This window comes from Butyricimonas sp. Marseille-P3923 (assembly GCF_900184685.1).
In the GTDB taxonomy this organism is placed as follows: domain Bacteria; phylum Bacteroidota; class Bacteroidia; order Bacteroidales; family Marinifilaceae; genus Butyricimonas; species Butyricimonas muris.
The window spans coordinates 1,013,394-1,029,050 of sequence record NZ_FXXL01000006.1; the positions used below are offsets into that span (position 1 = coordinate 1,013,394).

Annotated in this window: 10 protein-coding genes; 7 read left to right on the forward strand and 3 right to left on the reverse strand. The window is 45.7% G+C overall.

From position 1 onward, the window contains the following. Positions 1 to 374 precede the first annotated feature (374 nt). Positions 375 to 4,037 (forward strand): DNA polymerase III subunit alpha, encoded by a 3,663-nt coding sequence (dnaE, locus tag CS948_RS09950; RefSeq protein WP_099291529.1) that lies wholly within the window; start codon positions 375 to 377, stop codon positions 4,035 to 4,037. Positions 4,038 to 4,126: 89 nt separating this feature from the next. Next, a complete protein-coding gene (gene trxA, locus CS948_RS09955) occupies positions 4,127 to 4,441 on the forward strand; it encodes a thioredoxin (protein ID WP_099291530.1) in 315 nt (104 codons plus the stop codon). Positions 4,442 to 4,528: 87 nt separating this feature from the next. On the opposite strand, the gene CS948_RS09960 is transcribed toward trxA, so the two are convergent. Next, positions 4,529 to 5,065, reverse strand: a complete 537-nt coding sequence (locus tag CS948_RS09960) for a chromate transporter (RefSeq protein ID WP_099291531.1) — start codon at positions 5,063 to 5,065, stop codon at positions 4,529 to 4,531. 48 nt (positions 5,066 to 5,113) lie between these two features. Continuing rightward, a complete protein-coding gene (locus CS948_RS09965) occupies positions 5,114 to 5,653 on the reverse strand; it encodes a chromate transporter (protein WP_141560924.1) in 540 nt (179 codons plus the stop codon). Between the two features lie 125 nt (positions 5,654 to 5,778). Here CS948_RS09965 and CS948_RS09970 point away from each other — a divergent pair, with 125 nt between their 5' ends. After that, entirely contained in the window at positions 5,779 to 7,878 is a 2,100-nt protein-coding gene (locus CS948_RS09970; protein ID WP_255301941.1) for a DUF3352 domain-containing protein, read from the forward strand. Positions 7,879 to 7,920: 42 nt separating this feature from the next. On the opposite strand, the gene CS948_RS09975 is transcribed toward CS948_RS09970, so the two are convergent. After that, positions 7,921 to 9,177 carry a peptidoglycan DD-metalloendopeptidase family protein gene (locus CS948_RS09975; RefSeq protein WP_099291533.1) on the reverse strand — a complete coding sequence of 419 codons (1,257 nt, stop codon included), beginning with the start codon at positions 9,175 to 9,177 and terminating at the stop codon, positions 7,921 to 7,923. A gap of 409 nt (positions 9,178 to 9,586) precedes the next feature. Between CS948_RS09975 and CS948_RS09980 the strand changes: the two genes are divergently transcribed. From CS948_RS09980 to CS948_RS09995, 4 genes are all read left to right on the forward strand, one after another. Next, positions 9,587 to 10,513 carry an ABC transporter ATP-binding protein gene (locus tag CS948_RS09980; protein WP_099291534.1) on the forward strand — a complete coding sequence of 309 codons (927 nt, stop codon included), beginning with the start codon at positions 9,587 to 9,589 and terminating at the stop codon, positions 10,511 to 10,513. Between the two features lie 11 nt (positions 10,514 to 10,524). Then, positions 10,525 to 12,831 (forward strand): Gldg family protein, encoded by a 2,307-nt coding sequence (locus tag CS948_RS09985; protein WP_099291535.1) that lies wholly within the window; start codon positions 10,525 to 10,527, stop codon positions 12,829 to 12,831. Between the two features lie 124 nt (positions 12,832 to 12,955). Further along, positions 12,956 to 14,290 (forward strand): DNA mismatch repair protein, encoded by a 1,335-nt coding sequence (locus tag CS948_RS09990; protein ID WP_099291536.1) that lies wholly within the window; start codon positions 12,956 to 12,958, stop codon positions 14,288 to 14,290. Continuing rightward, positions 14,287 to 15,621 carry a hypothetical protein gene (locus tag CS948_RS09995; protein ID WP_099291537.1) on the forward strand — a complete coding sequence of 445 codons (1,335 nt, stop codon included), beginning with the start codon at positions 14,287 to 14,289 and terminating at the stop codon, positions 15,619 to 15,621. Before CS948_RS09990 ends, CS948_RS09995 begins: the two co-directional genes overlap by 4 nt. Positions 15,622 to 15,657 lie beyond the last annotated feature (36 nt).

Consider the following 15,657-nt stretch of genomic DNA (forward strand, 5'->3'; position numbering starts at 1 on the left):
CCGGAGCAATTCCGCTTGTAAAGTTTTTAGTAAGTTTTTAGTAAGCTATAAGAACGCTATTCTACATAGGGTTCGTATAGCGTTCCTATAGGGTTCGTATAGCGTTCATGATGAAAGTGATGCGGAAGTAATACCCCATTGAGGTGTAAATAGTGCATGTAATCAGTAGGTTATGGAAAGGTCATCCTTTGCCGTTCTTATCGCTTTTTAGGGATAAGGTTAGAAACACTCGGAAAAAGTAACTTGTTTTAACGAGTGCGTGTTGTTATATTCATTATATTTGTTCCTGTGATATTTGAAGAAAATGCAAAGAATCTTATTGCTTAGGTTCAATGTATTGAGGGATTGTCTTATATTTTTTAAGAGGAGTTTTTATGCCATTTACTCATTTTCACGTGCATTCGCAGTATTCGATTTTGGACGGGGCGGCGAGTGTTCCGGGATTGATAGATAAAGCCATTGCTGACGGGATGCCGGCGATCTCACTGACCGATCACGGGAATATGTTCGGGGTGAAGTTATTTTACGATTTGTGCAGGAAGAAAGGAATCAAACCGGTATTGGGTGTCGAGGCTTACGTGGCACGGGTGTCGTTGTATAGCAAGGAGAAACCGGTGGACCGTTCGGGGGAACACTTGATTATTCTGGCGAAGAACCTGCAAGGGTACAAAAATTTGGTGAAACTGTGTTCCGTGGCGTTCGTGGACGGGTATTATTACCGCCCGCGTATTGATAAGGCTCTTCTGGAAAAGCACCACGAGGGGTTGATTATTTCATCCGCTTGCTTGGGAGGGGAGATTTGCCAGAAGATTATGGCGGGAGATATCGAGGGGGCTGATAAAGCGGCCTTGTGGTACAAGAATTTGGTGGGGGAGGATTATTATCTGGAGGTGATGCGTCATCCGGCAGAATCGGCGAAAGAGAGGGCGGAGGTGTACGATAATCAGGTGAGGTGTAATGCCGAGATTCTGAAGATGGGCGAAAGGTTGGGCATCAAGGTGATTGCCACGAATGACGTGCATTTCTTGAACGAGCAGGATGCCGAGGCGCACGATTTGTTGATTTGCTTGAATACCCGGAAAGATCTCGATGACCCGAACCGGATGAGATATACCCGTCAGGAGTGGTTCAAGACCACGGCGGAGATGCAGGCTTTGTTTCATGACATCCCGCAAGTGTTGGAGAACACGCAGGAGATCGTGGACAAAGTGGAGGAGTATAAGTTGGATTCCGACCCGTTGATGCCGGTATTCCCGATTCCCCCGGAGTTAGGAACCGAGGAGGAGTACCGGGAGAAGTTCTCAGCGCAGGATCTTTTTGACGAGTTTACCCGTAACGAGAAGGGCGAAGTTGTTTTGTCGCAGGAAGAGGCGGAGAAGAAAGTGAAGAAATTGGGTGGGATAGATCGTTTGTACCGTATCAAACTGGAGGCGGATTACTTGAAGGTGTTGGCGATGAAGGGAGCCAAAAAGCGTTACGGGGAGGAGATTCCGCCGGATATCATGGAGCGTTTGATTTTCGAGTTGCATATCATGAAAACCATGGGTTTCCCGGGTTACTTCCTGATCGTGCAGGACTTTATACAGGCGGCTCGTGATATGGGGGTGATCGTGGGACCGGGACGTGGTTCGGCGGCGGGGAGTGCCGTGGCGTATAGTTTGGGTATCACGAATATCGACCCGGTGAAGTACGATTTGCTGTTCGAGCGTTTCTTGAACCCGGATCGTATTTCATTGCCTGATATCGACGTTGACTTCGATGACGACGGTCGGCAACGGGTGTTGGAGTGGGTGACACAGAAGTACGGGGAAGATAAAGTAGCGCATATCGTTACTTTCGGTAGTATGGCCGCCAAGATGGCGATCAAGGACGTGGCGCGGGTGTTGAAGCTCGACTTGTCGGAGGCGAACCGTCTGGCGAAGATGGTTCCGGAGGCGCCGAAAATGACATTGAAGAAGGCGTACAAGGAGAATCCTGATCTGGAGAAAGAGAAAGATTCACCCAACCCGTTGGTGGCGAAGACAATTCGGTTAGCGGAGATTTTGGAAGGCTCCGTGCGGCAAACGGGGGTGCACGCTTGTGGTATTTTGATTAGTCGTGACCCGTTGACGGATCATATTCCGATTATGAACACGGAGGGTGAGAGTCTGAAAACGACGCAGTATGACGGGCATTTCGTGGAACCGATCGGGTTGATTAAGATGGACTTTTTGGGGTTGCGTACCCTTTCTATTATAAAGACGTGTTTGGATAATATCAAGAAGTCCAGACATATGACGATAGACGTGGATGCCATTTCGTTGGAAGATCCCGAAACATTCGCTTTGTTTTCGCGAGGAGATACTACCGGTCTGTTCCAGTTTGAGTCGCCGGGTATGAAGAAGCACTTGCGTGCCTTGAAGCCGAACCGTTTCGAGGATTTGGTGGCGATGAATGCCTTGTATCGCCCGGGTCCGATGGAGTATATCCCCGATTTTATTAAGCGTAAGCACGGGGAGGCTCCGATCGAGTACGACCACCCGATGATGGAACCTTACTTGAAGGACACGTACGGGATTACGGTGTATCAGGAGCAGGTGATGTTGCAGTCCCGTGCTCTCGGTAATTTTACCCGGGGTATGTCGGATACTTTGCGTAAGGCGATGGGTAAGAAACAGATCGACACGATGAATGCTTTGAAGGCGCAATTCCTTGACGGGTGTAACGCTAATCCCGAGTTCGTGAAAGGTGCGAAGGAGGTGGGCAAGGAGGTCAAACCGCTGGTGGAGAAGATATGGGGTGACTGGGAGGCTTTCGCTTCTTACGCGTTCAACAAGTCGCACTCGGTTTGCTACGCTTATATCGCTTACCAGACGGGATTTTTGAAAGCGCACTACCCGTCGGAGTTTATGGCTGCCAACTTGAGTTGTAACCTGTCGGATATCACGAAGGTGACGATTTTTATGGACGAGTGCAAGCGCATGGGATTGCGGGTGTTGGCGCCGGACGTGAACGAGTCGGACAATGATTTCACGGTGAACCATAACGGGGATATCCGTTTCGGTATGGCGGCAATCAAAGGCGTGGGACTGGCAGCCGTGGATTCGATTATCGAGGAGCGGACGAAAAGAGGCGAGTTTAAGGATTTGTTCGATTTCTTCGAGCGGGTGGATTACCGGACGGTGAACAAGAAGACGCTTGAAAACCTGATTACAGCCGGGGGATTGGACAGTTTCGGGTTGGACCGGTCACAGTATTTTTATATGCCGGACGGGCACACGACTTTTCTGGAAAATCTGGTGAATTTCGGGCAAAAGAAACAACAGGATAGCATGTTGATGCAGGCGACGTTGTTCGGGGGAATGGACGAGTACGACGTGAAGAAACCGACCATCCCGTTGTGCGAGCCGTGGACGGACGTGGAAAAGGCGCGTAAGGAGAAGGAATTGATAGGTATATACCTAACTTCTCATCCCTTGGATTCGTATAAGTTGGAGATAAACGCGATTTGCACGCCGTTGGATAGTTTGACGGATTTGTCGCCGTTCAAGGACAGGGACGTGACGATAGCGGGTATTATCGTGAATATGCGGATCGGGAAAACGAAGAAAGGGAATGATTTCGGGATACTGACGATCGAGGATTTTACCGGAACTTTCGAGTTGCCGTTTTTCGGGGAGGATTTTATCAAGTTCAGAAACTATTTTATCATGGAAACGGCAGTATATATAAAAGGCAGAGTACAGGTGAAGAAGTGGGGCGGAGCCGGGGAGCTGACGTTTAACGTGGTGAGCATGGATTTGCTGAGCGTAATTAGCGAGAATCTGATTCGCTCGATCACTTTGCAGGTGGACGTGGAGAAGTTGACGCACGAGATCGTGACAGAGTTACACAATCAGTTCGTGAACGAGCAGGGAGATTTGCCATTGAGTTTTGTGTTGTATGATAATTCAGGGCATCGGGTGAAGATGTTTTCAAGGACTTGTAAGATAGGACGTTCAAGAGAATTGTACGAATATTTCGAGAATAATGATGCTATTAAAATGAAAATTAATTAATTTCGCCGTGTCGAAGCGTTGGATTTTACGCGAGTATTCTCCAACGCTTTTAGCATGAAAATATTATTATAAACTTTAAAGATAGAAGTATGGCTATTGCAGTTAATGATTCAAATTTCGAGGAAGTTGTGCTGAAAGCAGAGGTTCCCGTGTTAGTAGATTTCTGGGCAGAATGGTGTGGACCATGTAAAATGATGTTGCCTATCGTTGAGGAAATCTCTAAAGAGTTCGAGGGTAAAATAGTAGTTGCTAAGGTGAACGTGGACGAAAGTTCAGCTTCTGCTAAATATGGTATCCGTAACATCCCGACAATTCTTTTCTTTAAGGGTGGTCAGGTTGCAGACAAGCAAGTTGGTGCAGTACCTAAAGCTACATTGGTGGACAAAATCAATAAATTGCTTTAATGAGATATTAAAACCGCTGAAAGGCGGTTTTTTTATTGGAGATTTATGATTTATGATCTTGGTGGATTGTTACTTATAGGGTTGTTTTTAATAAAGTATATATCCTGCGATTCCTGCCAAAACGATCATGAGGATCGGGTCCATTTTGAATTTGAAGGTGGCAAGGAAAGCTATGGCGAAGATGATATAGCTTTTGTAGTCTACGAAGTTTTGTTTGTTCATGAGTAACAGGGCAGCGGCACCGATCAGACCGAGAACGGTGGTTTTCAGTCCTGTCATTGCCCAGTCGACGTATTTGTTTTGCCGGAATATGAAGAAGAATTTGGAGATGGTGATCATGATGAATAACGACGGCAGGCTGACGGCGAGCGTGCATATTGCCGAACCCCAGATGCTTCCCGTCGCGGTGTAGCCGATGTATGTGGCGGTATTGAAGGCGATAGGACCCGGAGTGCTTTGGGATATGGCAACGATGTCCGTGAAGTCCGCGACACTGATCCATTGGTGTGTTTCTACCACGTCGTGTTGTATCAGGGACAGCATGGCATAGCCTCCCCCGAAACCGAACAGGCCGATTTTGAAGAAGGTGATGAATAGGCTGATATATAGTTCTAGGTTTTCCATGTAATCAGTTCGTAAGGTTCATAAAGTTTATAAGGTTTGTAAAGTTTTTCATTTTTTCTTTATAAATTTTCCGTACGCGATGCCTCCCGCGATGGCGGCGATGATGATATATATGGGCGATACTCCTGTTTGCCACACGATAAGGGCGGCAAGGGTAGGGATGATGACGGTTTTGCGGGTGATTCCGGCAGATTTTCCCATTTGGTAGAGAGGTGCGGCGATGAGGGCTACCACGGCGGGACGTATTCCCTTGAATACTCTTTCTACACCGGGGTTATCCTTGAAGTCTGTAAAGATCATGGCAATGAGCAGGATCACGATAAAGGAGGGTAGTATGGTACCGAGGCTGGAAAAGATGACACCTTTTACCCCCCGTGCCTTGTACCCGACGAAGATTGCCGTGTTGAGGGCTATCGGACCGGGGGCTGATTGGGCGATGGCGAGCATTTCGACAAATTCACTCTCTTTCAGCCACGCCTTTTTCTCCACGACCTCTTTCTGGATTAGAGGGATCATGGCATAACCGCCTCCAAGGGTGAAGGAACCGATCTTGAAAAATGATATGAATATTTGCCAGTATGAAGCCATAATTTGTATTAAATATCTGTCGCGAAGATACGATAATCCCGTCTAAATTTCTTAATATTGTGGTATCGAAATAGCGTAGCGGAGTGAAATATATGCGGAAAAGTACAAAGAGGAAATTAATTGTCGTGTCAGGCCTTTTGCTGGGGTTCGGTTTGGTCGTGTGGCTTGGTGTTTTCCGCAACTTGGGGAAGTTTAATACCCTGCAAGCGGTGCCCGCGGATGCGGTTTTTAAGGTGAATATTCGTTCCGTGAATAGTGTTCATGAACGTTTGCGGAGGAATTTTATCTGGCGCTCGTTGAAGAGCTATCCGTATTTCGAGGAGTATCATTCGGATTTACAGTATATAGATTCTTTGGCGAATAGTTACCCGAAGATGAAGCGTATCGTGACGGATCGTCCCGTGACCATATCCTGTCATCAGGTGGCGCTGAATGATTACGATCTCTTGTATATTTGTGATTTGGGTAAGTTGAACGTGATTCGCCTGTTTGAATCGTGGTTGCTCGCGCTCGTTGAAGATGATGAAATACGGGTGAAACGGTTCAAGGACCCGAACGGGGAGATTCGGGAATTGACTTGGGCGGATTTGCAGTTTTATTTCACGATCAAAGATAATCTGTTGATAGCCTCGTTGTCCCGTTCTTTGGTTTCCCGTTCGCTTGCCCGTTGTAAGATAAAGAAGAATACCGGGATGGTGGCGGCATCGGGCGATATGATTCTGGATATCGATCATCGTCAATTGGGAAAATGGATTGCCTCGGTTATGGAAAAATCCGCGGTGGTAAACGAGGTCGCTTTATTGAAGAATACCCGGTTGATGTTGCAGTTGAATGATAAAAATCTGCGTTTCACGGGGAAAACGAATCCCGACTCAAGTAGCTTTTCGTTGCTGGATGTGGTGAATTCTCTCGAGGGCGGAACTTCTTCCGTGAAGAATATTGCGGGCGAGAATACGGCGGCTTATATCTCTTTCTGTTTCCCTTCGTTCGAGAAGGTGGAGTCTTTGTTGTTGGAGAATTACAAGACAAATAATCCGCAGTCTTACGCGGAGATCACGAAATCTTTGGAGAGGATGAATAAATGGTTGGGGGTGGATGTGTTGGATTTGTTTTCTTCATGGATAGGGAACGAGGTGACGATCATTAAGCCTCGTTTGGAAAGCGGGCAACGGGCGGATAATATCGTGTTGGCTGTCCGAGGGAAAGATATTGATCTGGCGAAAGATCAGTTGACTTATCTGGCGGAACAGATTCAGCGAACGACTCCCGTGAAAGAACGGGTAATTGAATATAACGGACACACCATTCATTATTTCCGCTTGAAGGGTTTCTTCAATCTCTTTTTCGGGGGGATGTTTGATAGGTTCGAGCGACCTTATTATACTTTTCTGGAAGATTACGTTGTTTTCAGTAATTCCCCGGAGACGCTTACCGAGATGATCAAGGAATACGTGTTGGGAAACACGCTGTCCCGTGACGAGAAGTATTTGCAGACGATGGAAAGTCTGGGGAGCAGGAATAACGTGTTCGGGTACGTGCAGGCTCCGAATACATACGAGTATTTGTACGGTTCTTTTAAAGCGGATTCCCGGGGTGAACTGGAGAAGAACAAGGGGGCGTTTTTGAGTTTCGAGACGGTGGGGGTTGCTCTATCCAAGAATGGAGATGCTTTTAAGACGCAAATTGTGGCAAATTATAATGCCAAGGCTCCCGAGGAGTATCGTATGCGGGAGTTGAACCGACAGTTCGAGAATCAGATTGATCAGATAGAAGCGGGGTTTTATTATCCTGTCGTGCCGGATAGTATCGCGATTGGTTCCCGGGAATATTACGAGTATTCAACTGATAAAGTGCTTTTTCGCGGGGCATTGAAGGACGGGTATCCGGACGGGGTATGGTGCGTGTTTAACAAAGCGGGTAAGTTGATCGGGCAGTTGCCTTACAGCACGGGCAAGATTGACGGGGTAGCACCCTTCTTTTACGAGAACGGCGAGTTGTTGGCGCAAGTGAGTTACAAGAAAGGGGAGATTAGTTATTATAAGGAATTTTTTCCGGACGGAACGGTACGGGCGGAAATCGGATTCCGGAAGGGCGTACGGCACGGGGAAGCCAAGTTCTATTACGGCACGGGATATTTGTGGTGCGAGGGACGTTACAAGAAAGGGCTGCATGCCGGAAAATGGCGTTACTATAAGGTGACGGGGGAGACGATTTATGATTTATGATTTATGATTTAGTGATTGACGATTCTGAGATTTTCTTCATTCTTAGATTTTTCTTAGTAAGTTCACCAGTGAATCTCTCACTTGTGTGAAGTGAGGCATGTTTTCGGGTGAAACGGGTTCTTTCGGGGGAGAACTCATTTTCAACGGATTGATGGGGGTTCCGTTTTTGTACACCCGGAAATCCAAGTGAGGACCGGTGGCAAGTCCGGTGGCTCCGACGTAACCGATGGTTTCGCCTTGTTTTACGCGTTTGCCGGGTTGAATGCCTTTGGCGAATTTGGAGAGGTGCATATAAGTGGTGGAGTAGACACTATTGTGTTTTATGGTCACGTAGTTGCCGCCGCCGTTTGCCTGATATGCTTTTTTCACGACAACCCCGTCGCCGATGGTGTACACTTCCGTTCCCGTGGGGGCTGCATAATCCACGCCGTGATGTGCCCTGTATCTTTTCAGCACGGGATGAAAACGGTTGTTGGAGAATCCCGAGGATATACGGGAGTATTTTAACGGGGCTTTTAAAAAGGTTTTCTGCAAGCTGTTGCCTTCTTCGTCAAAATAGGAAAATTTGTCGTTTTGCTCGAAGGGGATAGCGTAGAAGTCTTTGCCGGTGTTCGTGAAAATCGCCGCTTTGACATTGAAGTCACGTAGAGGTTTGTCCTCGACGTACGATTGCTCGTATATAACCCGTATCGAATCGCCCTTCGCCAAGCCGAAGAAGTCGATAGACCAAGCGTATATTTCAGATAACGTGATCGCTAAAGTGGGGTCGGTGTTTGCTTCAACCATGGCATTCCATAAAGAAGAGGTTATACCTACTTTGGCAGTGTGTTCTTTTTTTACCACGTCTTTTTGTCCCACGTACACTTCCGATGTTTCTTTGAAGTCGATCACCACGTATTCGAGGGCGTTCTTCTCGTATATAAAGAACTCGGGGGTGCGAAGACTGTCTTTAGCGAGGAAAAGAGTATAGTTTTGACCCCGTTTGATACTTCTCACGTCAAAAACATCTTTACAGCGTTGCGCAATCTCGTGTATTTTGGCAGGGGATACCTTGTACCTTGCGAGGATGAGAGAAAGGTTCTGGTTTTTCTCCACTACACCTTCCGCTATCTCGAAGTTATCGGAGGGGATGCCGTATTTATAATGTACTTGCTGTAACTCTGTCGTGTCCACGACTTCGTCAACAGCGTTGGCTTCCAGTATCGCTTCTTTATTTCCTTTGTTACTCGGCCAAAAAATGACAATCCCCAGTACAAGGCCTATGGCTGCCCAAATCCAAATCCATTTCGTCTTTTTCATCTTCTTTTCTTACATCCGGTTAATCGCGTCGGTTCAGGCTTGCAAGTTAGGTGATTTGCTTTTAACCTGCAACAGAGTGGTTCTTTTTTTATCCACATGTTGTCGTTTGTGAAAACTTTCTTAATGTTGTTATTAACAAAACGTTAAAGTTGATTTTTTATTGTTGATGCGATTTGTAATTTATTACTTTTGACGTGATGGAATGTCAAAAAGTGTTTTTATAATGACGTGAAGAAGATTTAGGAGAGAAAAGGGTAATATTTTATTAACCAGTTGTTTGAATGGTTGGGAAATCTTAAAGTTTTCATAAAATTGATTTTGGAATAACACTAAATCAATTCTGAAACGTCTATTTATAAAGTTTGCAAAAGTGTTGTTGTAAGAGCATATTAATTTTAATAACAAATTTATGGAAGAGCCAATTGTAAAAGTCGAACACTTGTCACATCGCTACAGCATTCAATGGGCGGTACGCGACATTAGTTTCGAGATTCCTGTACGGGGAATTTATGGTTTGCTGGGATCGAACGGTGCCGGTAAATCAACCACGATGAACATTATTTGCGGTGTTATCAAACAAACGGAAGGTAATGTTTTTATCAGCGGGATTGACACCCGTAAACATCCGGTGGATGCTAAACGTCATATCGGTTTCTTACCCCAGAAGCCCCCTTTATACGGTGACTTAACTGTAGAAGAATATTTACTTCATTGTGCCAGATTGCGCTGGGTTCCGGATGGTGAACTTAAATCTGCTGTAGAGGAAGTTTTGGCACGATGTGGTATCACTCATTTCCGCAAGCGTTTGATTAAGAATTTGTCAGGTGGTTATCAACAACGTGTTGGTATCGCTCAGGCGATTGTTCATAAACCTGCTCTAGTGGTGTTTGACGAGCCGACGAATGGGTTGGACCCGAACCAGATTATGGAGATTCGTCATTTGATCAAGGATATCGCGCAGGATCGTACGGTGATTCTTTCCACGCATATCTTGACCGAGGTGCAAGCCGTTTGCGATCATATCATGATGATCGAGGAAGGAAAGCTCGTGTTCATGGGATCCGTTGATGAGTTTGACAATTATATTATCCCGAATACCCTTTATCTTTCCATGGTTGATCCTCCGGCAACGGAAGAACTTGCCAAGATTGAAGGCGTATTGGGCGTGGAAGAATTGGGTAGCATGAAATTCCGTATTCGTTTCACGGAAGCGCAAGAGGTTATTGATCGTATCGTGAAGGAGAGCGCCGCTAAAGACTGGCGTCTATCCGAGATTCGGGTAGAGAAGAGCTCTCTGGATAGTATATTCGCGGAATTGTCTAAAAAAGCACATTAAATAATCAGGTTATGTTTAAAATGATATATAATATCGCGAGAACGGAATTGCAAATGTTATTCTATTCTCCTGTTGCATGGTTAATCTTGGTCGTGTTCGGCATACAGGCTGGTTTGATTTTTGCCGGTAAGATCGAGGGATTGGTAGTTTCTCAAGAAATGGGATATAGCGTCGCGGGAGCCACGTTTAATATCTTCGCTAATCCTTGGGGAGCTGTCTTTGTAAATATGCAGAATTACTTGTATTTTTATATTCCACTTTTGACCATGAGTTTGGTCAGCAAGGAATTGAGTAGTGGTTCTATTCGCTTGTTGTATTCTTCTCCGATTACCAATTTGCAGATTATCGTGGGTAAGTTCGTGTCCATGATGATTTACGGGCTTTTCATGATTGGTATTCTTCTTTTAATCACGCTTTGTAGCTGGTCTGTTATTAAAGATTTCGATTGGCCAATGGTGTTTGTCGGATTGTTGGGATTGTACCTGTTGATCTGTGCTTACGCGGCTATCGGTATTTTTATGTCCAGTTTGACTTCATACCAGATCGTGGCGGCTATCGGAACGTTTGCCGTGTTGATGGTGTTGAGTATGATTGGGGACTGGTGGCAAGAGTATGATTTCGTTCGCGATGTGACCTATTGGTTGGCTATGCCGGGTCGAAGCGGTAAGTTTATCGCCGGGTTGATTTGTAGTGAAGATTTACTTTATTTCATCCTTGTAGTTTGTTTGTTCCTTGCGTTGACGATTATCCGTTTGAACGCGGTACGTCAAAAGATTCGTTTCGTGATCACGTTGGGAAGAAATGTTGGTGTTATTCTTTTGGTTTGTGTCCTTGGATTTATCACTTCCATGCCGAAAATGAAGGTTTATTATGATGCAACCGCAACTAAAATGAATACGTTGACCCCGAATAGCCAAGAGATCGTGGCTAAATTGGACGGTGGAATGACTATCACCACGTATATTAATGCGCTTGATCCGGGTGCTTCGTGGTATGCCGCTTTCTATTTCCTGAAACCGGATATGGATCGTTTCGAACAATATCTGCGGTTCAAACCGGATATGAAGTTGAAATACGTGTATTATTATGACACGTGCGCGAATCCTCAGTTGGACAGACGTTTCCCGGATAAGAACCTTCGCGAGAAGATGGTTGAGGTTTGTAAGATGTATGGTTTGGATTCCAACAGATTCATGGGACCGGAAGAGATTCGTAAGAAAATCGATTTGTCCGGAGAAGGGAATACTTTCGTTCGTCAAATCGTTCGCGATAACGGAGAAAAAGCTTGGTTACGAATTTATAACGATATGCAACGTTTCCCGAGTGAACGAGAGATTTCTGCCGCTTTCAAACGGATGGTGATGGAACTCCCGAAAGTGGGTATCGTGCAGGGACATGGGGAACGTAGTTTCTATGGTGGCAAAGACCGGGATTACAGTGCGTTCGCGGACGATAAAAGTTTCCGTCATTCTTTGTTAAATCAAGGGTTTGACGTGGAAGAAGTTCGTTTGGACAAACAAGTGCCGGAACATATCAATATCGTGGTGATTTCCGATATGCGCGAGTGGTTGACTCCTGCGGAGGAAGCTAATTTGCAACAGTATATCGACCGCGGTGGTAATTTGTTTATCTTGGGAGAACCGAAACGTAGGGACGTGATGAACCCGCTCTTCGCGAAATTCGGTTTCGAGATGACAGAGGGCGTTCTGGTTAAACAGGATACGAATCTTCAAGCTGACGTGATTTTGTCTTACCCGACGAAAGAGGCGGCTGACAGTATCGCTTATGATTTCGGAACGATGCGTAGATATAGAATGGTGATGTCTACCCCGAGTGTAGCCGGATTGGAGCAAATCGCGGATAAGGGATACAAGGTTACGACCATGTTCAAGACGGATACCATTGGTGTTTGGAACGAATTGGAAACCACGGACTTTATCGACGACACGATTCGTTTGAATCCTGCTATCGGGGAAGTAGAGAAAACCTATTCCACGGCTGTGGCATTATCAAGAAAAGTTGGGGATAAAGAACAAAAAATTATCTTGACGGGTGATGCGGACTGTATCAGTAACGGTGAGTTCGGAAGAAGAGTTCCGACTGCGCGTACTTCTAACTATACTTTGGTAACGGGAGGATTCTTCTGGTTGTCGGATGGAGAGGTGCCTATCGACGTGAGACGTCCGCCGCTACCGGATGATAAGGTATATGTTGCGAAAACGGGAGCTTGGATTATCAAGTGGTCGTTTACTCTCTTGATACCCTTGCTTTTGGCTGCTGCTGGAGTTCTTATCTGGATTCGTAGAAAAGGAAGATAGTATGATTTCCGATTTTAGATTTATGATTTTAGATTTAAAATGGAAAAGATAAGAGAATTTGAAAATGTGGATATGTAATGATTCACATTTTCAATTCTCAATTTTCAATTTTAATTGATATAGAATGAGTTTTAAAATAGACAAACAAACGTTGGATGATCTGGCGATCTTCGGGAATAACCGGACCAAATCTGTCTACGAGATTTTTAACCGCACGCAAACACGCGGTGGGGCGAGAATTCTCGAAGAGATGTTCCTTTACCCTTTGTCGGATGCCGACCAGATTAACGAGCGGAGTGACGTGATTCGTTATTACCGCGATATAGAGGCGGTATTTCCTTTCCGGAGCGAGATTTTCGATACCATGGAATTTTACCTCGGTAATACAGACCGTCGCACGCAATTGATGACGCAGGATAACACGTTGGGACGCAAGTTCAAGAATTTGGTGGGAACGGACACGGAATATACCCAGTTACATAACGGGATTGTATGTTGCATTGAGTTGTTGAATACTTTGGGTGATTTTCTGAAGAATTCAAAGTCGGACACGGGCAACAAGACGATAGCCGATTTGACGGCGAATTTGAGAGGGTTGCTTGATAACGAGAAATGGGCGTGGTATACTTCCGAGAAAGGAAAGAAGAAATTGGCTTACGAACAAGCGGTGGTTTACGACCGCGTGTTCCGTTTCGAGGAACGTGATAAGATGATGAAGATTCTTTACTACGTTTACCTGCTCGACGTTTATATGGCGGTAGCGAAGGTGGCACGGGATCGCAATTTCGTTTTCGGTAAGGCTTATCCGAACGACCGTAATATCTTGAAGCTGAAGGGTGCTTTTCACCCGTTCCTGACAAAACCGGTAGGCAATGATATAGAGGTAGACGAGAATAGTAACGTGATTTTCCTGACGGGAGCGAATATGGCGGGAAAATCAACGTTTATGAAAACTTTCGGGATCTCTATCTTCTTGGCTCACGTGGGATTCCCGATTCCCGCTAAAGAGATGGAATTTTCCGTGCAGAACGGGATGTTCACGACGATTAATCTGCCCGATAACCTGAGCATGGGATATAGTCACTTCTATGCTGAAGTGTTGCGGGTGAAGAAAGTGGCACAACAAGTGCGTCAAACTCAACATCTGATCGTGGTATTCGACGAGTTGTTCCGGGGTACGAACGTGAAAGATGCTTACGATGCAACGGTGGCGGTGACGGAAGCTTTCGCCGGAATCCGAAATTGCACGTTTATTATCTCTACACATATCATCGAGGCGGGTGAGGTTCTTAAAGAACGCTGTGACAATATCAACTTTGTTTACCTGCCCACGAAAATGGAGGGGAGTAAACCGATCTATACTTACACGCTGGCTTCCGGTATCACGGATGACCGCCATGGTATGATGATCGTGAATAATGAACGGATTATTGAAATCATTAAAAACGGAGAGGCATGAGTTTTGAAACAGATAAACAGACGCTGGATGATTTGAACCTGCTAGGTAAGTACAAGAATAATTCCGTTTACAGCATGTTCGTGGGGACGATTACCCGCGGCGGGGAACGTATGATGGAAAATATGTTCCTGCACCCGCTGACGGATGCGAAGGCTATTAATGACCGTTCTTCTGTGTTCCGTTATTTCCGGGATCACGATTTCGGGTTCCCGTTCGAGAAGGACGAGTTTGACGTGGTCGAGCAATATATCACCGGTGCAAGTAGTAAAAACGGTTTCCGGAATATATTCCAACTTTTGAAAGCGAAGTCGATGCATTATATCAGTAATGATCCGGAATTCAATATTATCCGGGAGCGGATACTGATGTCGATCAAGTTCTACCGGAAGGCTCGCGAATATTTCGATAAACTGGCGACCGATGTAGCGGGTAATCCGTTCCAGAGCGTTGTCGAGAAGGGACGTTCGTTATTGAAGGATTCCCGCATTGATAAATTGTTAGGACATCCTCGTCAGGATAATCCGGGATTGGTCAATCTGATCGCTTTTGACCGGGTATTTCGTTGCTTGTTGAACAAACAGTTCAAAGAGGTTATCGAGTTATTGCAGGGTGTCGACTTGAACGTGGTCGTGGGTAGAGTGGCTAAAGAGAAGAATTTCTGCTTTGCGACGGCTGCCGATGACGGCGAAGTGCTGGTTGCCGCAACGGGTTTGCATCATCCTCGTATCGATGGTGCGATTTCCAATGATCTGGAAGTGACGAAATCCAAAAATATTTTCTTCCTGACCGGGGCAAATATGGCGGGAAAGTCTACTTTGATGAAATCCTTCGGTATTGCCGTTTACATGGCACACATGGGTTTCCCGATTGCTGCGAAGACGATGCAATTCCGTATACAGGACGGTATGTACACTTCTATCAATGTGCCGGATAATATTAATATGGGTTACAGTCACTTCTATGCGGAAGTATTGCGCGTGAAGAACGTGGCTATTGAGGTGAGCCGCAACAAGCGTTTGATCGTGATCTTCGACGAGTTGTTCAAGGGAACGAACGTGAAAGACGCTTTCGATGCCACTTTGGCGGTAACCGAGGCCTTGGCGGAAAGACGTAACAGTGCTTTCATGATTTCGACGCACATTATCGAGGTGGGACAGGAGTTAGGCAAGCATTGTGATAACGTGACTTTCGCTTACCTGCCGACTGTGATGAAAGGTAAGTTGCCGACTTATACTTACGTGTTAGAGCCGGGAATCACGAGCGACAAGCACGGTATGATTATTATTAATAACGAGAAGATTATAGAGATAATCAAGGGCGAGGTCGTGTAATAATATCATAGATAATATATCTAAAAAGGCACTTGT